The organism is Butyricicoccus sp. AF35-5AC (assembly GCF_003477715.1).
In the GTDB taxonomy this organism is placed as follows: Bacteria; Bacillota; Clostridia; order Oscillospirales; family Butyricicoccaceae; genus Agathobaculum; species Agathobaculum butyriciproducens.
The window spans coordinates 189,718-196,118 of sequence record NZ_QUDX01000002.1 but is presented as its reverse complement, the minus strand read 5'-3'; the positions used below and the strand labels follow the sequence as shown (position 1 = coordinate 196,118).

At 53.9% G+C, this 6,401-nt stretch carries 5 protein-coding genes; 1 reads left to right on the top strand and 4 read right to left on the bottom strand.

Annotation, left to right across the window (positions count from 1 at the left end; translation table 11 throughout):
- Positions 1-68: 68 nt before the first annotated feature.
- From DWZ82_RS04360 to DWZ82_RS04345, 4 genes are all read right to left on the bottom strand, one after another.
- Positions 69-1,304 (bottom strand): ABC transporter substrate-binding protein, encoded by a 1,236-nt coding sequence (locus DWZ82_RS04360; RefSeq protein WP_117751211.1) that lies wholly within the window; start codon positions 1,302-1,304, stop codon positions 69-71.
- A gap of 65 nt (positions 1,305-1,369) precedes the next feature.
- A complete protein-coding gene (locus DWZ82_RS04355) occupies positions 1,370-2,497 on the bottom strand; it encodes an ABC transporter ATP-binding protein (RefSeq protein WP_117751212.1) in 1,128 nt (375 codons plus the stop codon).
- 36 nt (positions 2,498-2,533) lie between these two features.
- Positions 2,534-4,366, bottom strand: coding sequence for an ABC transporter permease (locus tag DWZ82_RS04350; RefSeq protein WP_118479046.1), 1,833 nt, complete (start codon positions 4,364-4,366; stop codon positions 2,534-2,536).
- 1 nt (position 4,367) lies between these two features.
- Positions 4,368-5,141, bottom strand: coding sequence for an HAD family hydrolase (locus DWZ82_RS04345; protein WP_117751213.1), 774 nt, complete (start codon positions 5,139-5,141; stop codon positions 4,368-4,370).
- A gap of 268 nt (positions 5,142-5,409) precedes the next feature.
- Here DWZ82_RS04345 and DWZ82_RS04340 point away from each other — a divergent pair, with 268 nt between their 5' ends.
- A complete protein-coding gene (locus DWZ82_RS04340; RefSeq protein ID WP_242994829.1) occupies positions 5,410-6,288 on the top strand; it encodes a PfkB family carbohydrate kinase in 879 nt (292 codons plus the stop codon).
- The last annotated feature ends 113 nt before the right edge of the window (positions 6,289-6,401 follow it).

The following is a 6,401-nucleotide window of genomic DNA, read 5'->3' as shown; positions in this document are numbered from 1 at the left end:
TTTTTTCCCCCCCCGCGCCGGTTTTTCCCCCCTCCCGCGTCCGTATCGTTTTCTCTTTTGATTACGTCTTAGCCGAGCAGCGTCCAGAAATCACGAACCGGGTTGATGTTCTCATAGATATCGGTAACGTTGAAATCAGAAACATGCAGCTCGCTGTACGGGGTGGAACCCTCAGCCGGTTCGATATCATCGCGTACCGGCCAGCCGCCCAGCGTATTGAAGTACTTGTAGCCGGATACATCACCGTCTGCGCCGCCCATCATGAAGCGGACCAGCAGCTTGGCAGCATTCGGATGCTCGCACTCGCCGACAACATACAGGGTGTTGATCTGCGGGATACCAGTGGTCGGCTCGAGGTTTACCGGAGCGAGGCACCAGTTGTTATCCTCATTCTTACGCAGCTTGGAGGAAGCGCAGAAGCCAATCGGCGGATTGGTCTGACCCTTGGTACCTACAGCTTCCGCGATCTCGTCAGAAGAAGAGGTGAAGATGGGTTCGTTGTCATGCAGACGCTTGAGGAACTCATAGCCTGCGTTCTCGCAGCCGTCGGACAGCGTCAGCTCTTTACCGTACAGCTCCTTGTAGGAAGCAGCCAGCTCATCCGGAACATCGCCTACGCAGAAACCGGTGATCCAGGAGCCCCATGCCAGATTATCCAGCGGGTTCTGCATCATGACACGGCCCTTCCAGTCCGGCTCGGTCAGCTGCCAGATATTCGTCACCGGAGAACCGTCCGGATAAGCTTCACTGTTGTAGAACAGCTGCGTCAGCTCGACATACATCGGGGTCTGCGTCTTGGTGTACTTTTCATCAATGTGCGACAGGATATCTGCCGGCTTGTAGTTATAGAACTTGCGCGGCAGAATATACTCGTTGTACAGCGTACCGTCCTGATCCTTGATATGCACCACATCGGCAACGTGCTGACCGGCATCATACTCACGGGTAACCTTTTCCAGCAGCTCGTTGGTGGAAATATCGAACGGCTCTACTTCAACGCCGGGATACTTCTCCATAAAGGCATTGGCGACCTTGGTGATACGGGAGGAAATCGAATAGATGGTTACCTTGCCCTCTTCCTTCGCCTTCTCGTACAGTTCCTCATCGGTCTCATCCGTGTTGAAGATACCGGAGGACTCTTCCCACTCGCTCAGTTGGAGCGTGCCCGCTGCCGCTGCCTCATTCGGATCCTGTGCAGCATCGCTGCCCGGATCCGTCGTCGCTCCGCCTCCGCCGCACGCGGTCAGCGAGAACATCATCGTTGCTGCCAGAATACCTGCTAAAGTGCGCTTGTGCTGTAACATTTGTTTTTCCTCCTTCAGTTTCCTCTCTTCGTTTCTTGTGAAAGTGTGCATTGATGGTATGGTGCTTATTCAACCGAATACTTGATGAGGTTTTCGGTTTTCTTATCAAATACGTTGATCTTGGTGGTGTCGATCGACAGATAAACCACCTGATCCGGGCTGTAATGCGTAATGCCGAGTGCCTTGATGACCATGCTCACGCCGCCGACCTTGACGGTGACCAGAGTCTCGGAGCCGGCAGGCATCGAGGTGTAGATATGCGCTTCGATGTCGGACGGGGACTGACGCGAGGTGTTGATGGTAACCTGCTCCGGACGAATGCCGAGCACTGCATCGAACGATGCTTCCCGCGGCATATTCTCGTCCTTGAGATGATCGGTCGGGAATGTCATCCGGCCCAGCACGCTGTTTACTGTCAGACCGGAAGCGGAAACCTCTGCCTTGCCGTCAACAAAGTTGATGCGCGGGTTGCCGATGAAGTCCGCAACGTACAGGTTTGCGGGGTTGTTGTACAGCTCCAGCGGAGGTGCCACCTGAATGATGATACCTTCGCGGAAAATCGCGATCTTGGTGGACATGGTCAGCGCCTCGACCTGATCGTGGGTAACGTAGATCATCGTCGTGCCGGTTTCGGTGTGCAGACGCTTAAGCTCGCTGCGCATATCCACGCGGAGCTTTGCATCCAGGTTGGACAGCGGCTCATCCATCAGCAGCAGATGCGGCTCGGAAGCGATAGCGCGGGCGATTGCAACACGCTGCTGCTGGCCGCCGGACAACTCGGACGGGTAACGGTCTACATACTGGCCGATCTGCATTCTCCCAAGGGCATCCTTGATGCGGCGATCTACCTCATCCTTGGGCAGCTTCTGGATATTCAGACCGAACGCGATGTTCTCGCGCACCGTCATATGCGGCCACAATGCGTAGGACTGGAATACCAGGTTAAGGTCACGTTCGCTCGGAGGCGCGAAATGAGCCTCCGCAGCGTTTACGATTTCCTTGCCGTCCATGTGAATGGTGCCGTTCTGCGGCTTCTCCAAGCCGGATACTACACGCAGCGTGGTGGTTTTGCCGCAGCCGGACGGGCCGAGCAGCGTCATAAAGTCACCGTCTTCAATCGTGAGGTTTACATCCTTCAGAATGTGGTTCTTACCGTAGAATTTATCAATATGCTTCAGTTCAATTTTGCTCATTTTCCAAACTCCTTTTTTCCGGTTATACCATGCGGATCAACCGCCCATGCTCTTCGCCAGATCTGCGTCGCCAAAGATATTCGCCAGTGCGTATACCAGGAATACGATGGAGAACATGACGATTGCCACGCAGTCAGAAGCCTGCGGAGAGTTACTGTTCTGATACTGGAATGCCAAATACGGCAGCGTGGAGGTTTTCGGGGTCATCAGCAGGATGATCAGATCGAGTTCCTTCATAATGGAAACGAAGATCAGCATGAAGCCCGAAATGAAGCCGCCCTTGGAAAGCGGGAATACAATACGAATAAAGCGCTTGAAGAAGCCTGCGCCTGCAATCTCGGCTGCTTCCTCCAGCTCGCCGCCGATCTGCAGCATATTGGAGGTGCCGGCGCGGGAAGCGAACGGCAGATGCTTTACAACAGAGGTGATGGTCAGCAGGGCGAACGTGCCGTACAGGGACGGAACCAGTGTTACGCCGAACAGCTGCTGCGGAGTGGAGAACATCGACAGGAAGATACCGCCGAATGCGATGGACGGGATCAGATACGGAATGAATACCAACTGCTCTACGACCTTGCCGTGCAGCTTGCCGCGGCCCTTGGCGCAGATATAACCGATGATCTGACCGAAGATGGTGCCGAATACACCGTTTACAAACGTCAGCTTGAGGGAATTGATCAGCGAATTGATAAAGTTAGCATTCTTGAAGATACCCGGCTGGCCTTCCATTACCGTTGCGATCGGATCGCCGATCCAGTAGTGCAGCGTCAGGTTGGACAGCGAGTAGTCGCCCTGCCGGAGCATAAAGGACTCGAGGATCAGCAGTGCGATCGGCATAATGATGCCGAAAACAAAGAACAGGAACAGCACGGCCGTGATCAGCAGCTTATGCTTGCCCAGACGGATCGGGGTGGAACGGCCGCCCTTGCCGCCGATGGTGGCGTAGGACTTGCGCGAGCCGATCAGCTTCTGGTTGACGACTACCGAGATCGAAGCGATGCAGATCATGATGAGTGCCATGGCAAACGCGGTCTGGGTATTCTGGGACTTGCTGTTCATGTACAGCTGGCTGGACAGGGTCACGAAATTGACCTTAGAGCCCAAGTAGTTGATAACGCCGAAGGTGCCGATCGCCTTGGAGAAGGTCAGGATAACGGCGGAAAGCATAGCCGGCAGTACCAGCGGGAAGGTGATCTTGCGGAGAATGGTCGCCTTGCCGGCACCCTGGATCTCGCCCATCTCCTCCAGCTCGGAGTTGATGGAGTTCAGTGCTGCGGAAACCAGCAGATACGCATATGCGTAATAATGAAGCGAAAGCACGGTGATGATCGCGACCGGGCCGTATGCCAGCCAGTCGGGAACATTGATGCCGAGACTCATCAGGAAGCCTGGCGAACCGCCGATGCGTTCGGTCTTGAACATGGTCAGCCATGCCTGCGATTTACACCAGCTCGGGATCATATAAGGAATGATAACCGCCAGCGAGAAGAACGGCTTGAAGGGAAGATCCGTGCGGACCATCAGCCATGCAAGAACCGATCCGATCAGGATGGCGAAGAACGATACGCAGACACCGATCAGCAGAGAATTGAACAGCGGCTGGAGCAGCATCTGCTTGGTCAGTGCGCTGCCGAGCAGGCGCTGCCAGTAATACAATGTGAACGATCCCGCTGTGCCGCCCGCCAGTCGTGCATCCTTCTGTGCCAGCGTAAACGAGGTCGAAATCATATCCAGCAGAGGAAGAACGATCAAGTAGGTCAGCAGCACGATCGCGATCAGCACGATCAGGTTATATGGGTTGGTGACAACCGCCTTGATCTGGTTCTTTAATCTTCTGGATTTGGAGTAGTTCTGATCTTTTGGTTTCATTTCAGTTTTGCCCCTCCTTCAAATTCCGATTGTATTGTTCCACCGCGGTCACCACTTCGGGCAGCGAGCCGATCTTGACATCCGGCTCATACCCCATGCCGCGGTACTTTTCGTCCTTGTGATAAATGCGAGGGTTATCGATCTGAATCATCAGCGGCCATCCGGCGTTCCGCACGCCGCGCACATCGCGGGAGATGGTATCTCCGACGTAGGCCGCCTGTTCTTTCCCGATTCTCATTTCGTTCAGCGCGATCTCGAAAATCTCCGGCCGCGGCTTGCGGATACCGCAGACACTGCTCATCGTAATCGTTTCAAAATACTGCGCTATGCCGTGTTCCTCCAGAATGCGCGGTACGAAGGTCGTGCTCATAATGTTGGAGATTACACCCAGCCGATACCCGCGCTGCCTGAGAGCCTCCAGCGTTTCCTTCAGCCCCTCGCGTTTGACGATGTGCTTGCGGTATCGGTCGAACATGTAGCAGAGCTCCTCGCCCAGTCCCGCAAGCTTTTCTGCCGGAATGTCAAAGTCCTTCAGGAAGAACTTCTGCCAGATCACATCCGGCGGCAGCTCGATCAGTTCCTGTTCGGTATAGGACTTGTATGCTTTGGCGCCTGCATTGATGTGCTCCAGAAGCTGCTCCGGCGTTTCTGCTGTGTAAATATGATTCATATGAAGGAAGCACCACAGTCGGCGGATATAATCGCGGTCACTCTCCGGGGTAGCGTCCTGTGTATGTACGGTTCCTCCAATATCGAAGAAAACAGCTTGTATCATAACAACTCCTCTCTCTTCCCTTTTTTCTTTACTCCTGCATTTTCATTTGCATCGCGTTTTACGCAAACGTTTTCATTTCCTGATTCAACCGTACCACTATCTCCCGGCTATGTCAATAAAAAATCACATTCTCCTATCAAAGTTTTATGATATTCACAATTTACATCCAGGTGTTTTCGTTAATTATGCACAGTTGCTTTTCTCTCCATATTCCCGTATACTGTAATCAACGCAAACGTTTCCGTAGAAATGAGAAAGAAGGATTCGTATGAAATATGATCTTATGCTGATCGGACCCGCCACGCGGGACATCAATATCGACTATACCGGTCAGGAAGTCCGCGAAATCGGCGGCGCTGTATTCTTCTGTGCATACGCTGCCGCAGCCGCTTCCGCAAACCTTTTCGCTTCAGTCAAGATCCATCCGGACGATACCGATGTACTGGATGCATTTCATCTGGACGGCGACCATATCGCCGTGCTGCCCGCCCAATGCACCACCCTGATGCAAAACACCTACTTCACCGCCGACCGTGAACGCCGCAAGGCCGAATGCCTGGCACAGTCGGATGCCATCACTCCCGATCAGATCCCCGATGTGGACTGCGGCCTGTATCATCTGGCCGGTCTGCTGTACGGCGATTTCCCCAACGAGCTGATCCCCGCGCTTTCCAAAAAAGGCAAGGTATCCGCAGATATTCAGGGATTTCTCCGACACAACGAAAACGGCCTGATGAACTTCCACGACTGGAAAGACAAGCTGACCTATCTCCCCTATTTTGATTTTCTCAAAACCGATGCGGCAGAAGCCGAGATCCTCACCGGTCTGACCGACCGCCGCGCTGCTGCCAAGCAGCTTTATGAATGGGGCGCAAAGGAGATCCTGATCTCGCACAACAGCGAAATGCTGGTCTATGACGGCAAGGACTATTATACCTGCCCGGTCAAGGCACGCAATCTGTCCGGCCGTACCGGACGCGGTGATACCACCTTCGGTGCTTATCTTGCCAAGCGCATGATGGGCGTTTCCATCCCGGACGCGCTGCTGTTCGCTACCGCAGCCGTTTCGCTCAAAATGGAAACCCCCGGTCCGCTGCAGGGTCCCGAACAGGCTGTCCTCGACTATATCAAGGAATTTTACGCCTGAGTCCATCCGGAACCGCTTCGGCACCCGGAACATATCTGATATTTTTCCCGCCTTCTGCCGTTATCCTTGTCTTTCCCCGGCAAATACGGTATTATATTCTTATTAAAACTACT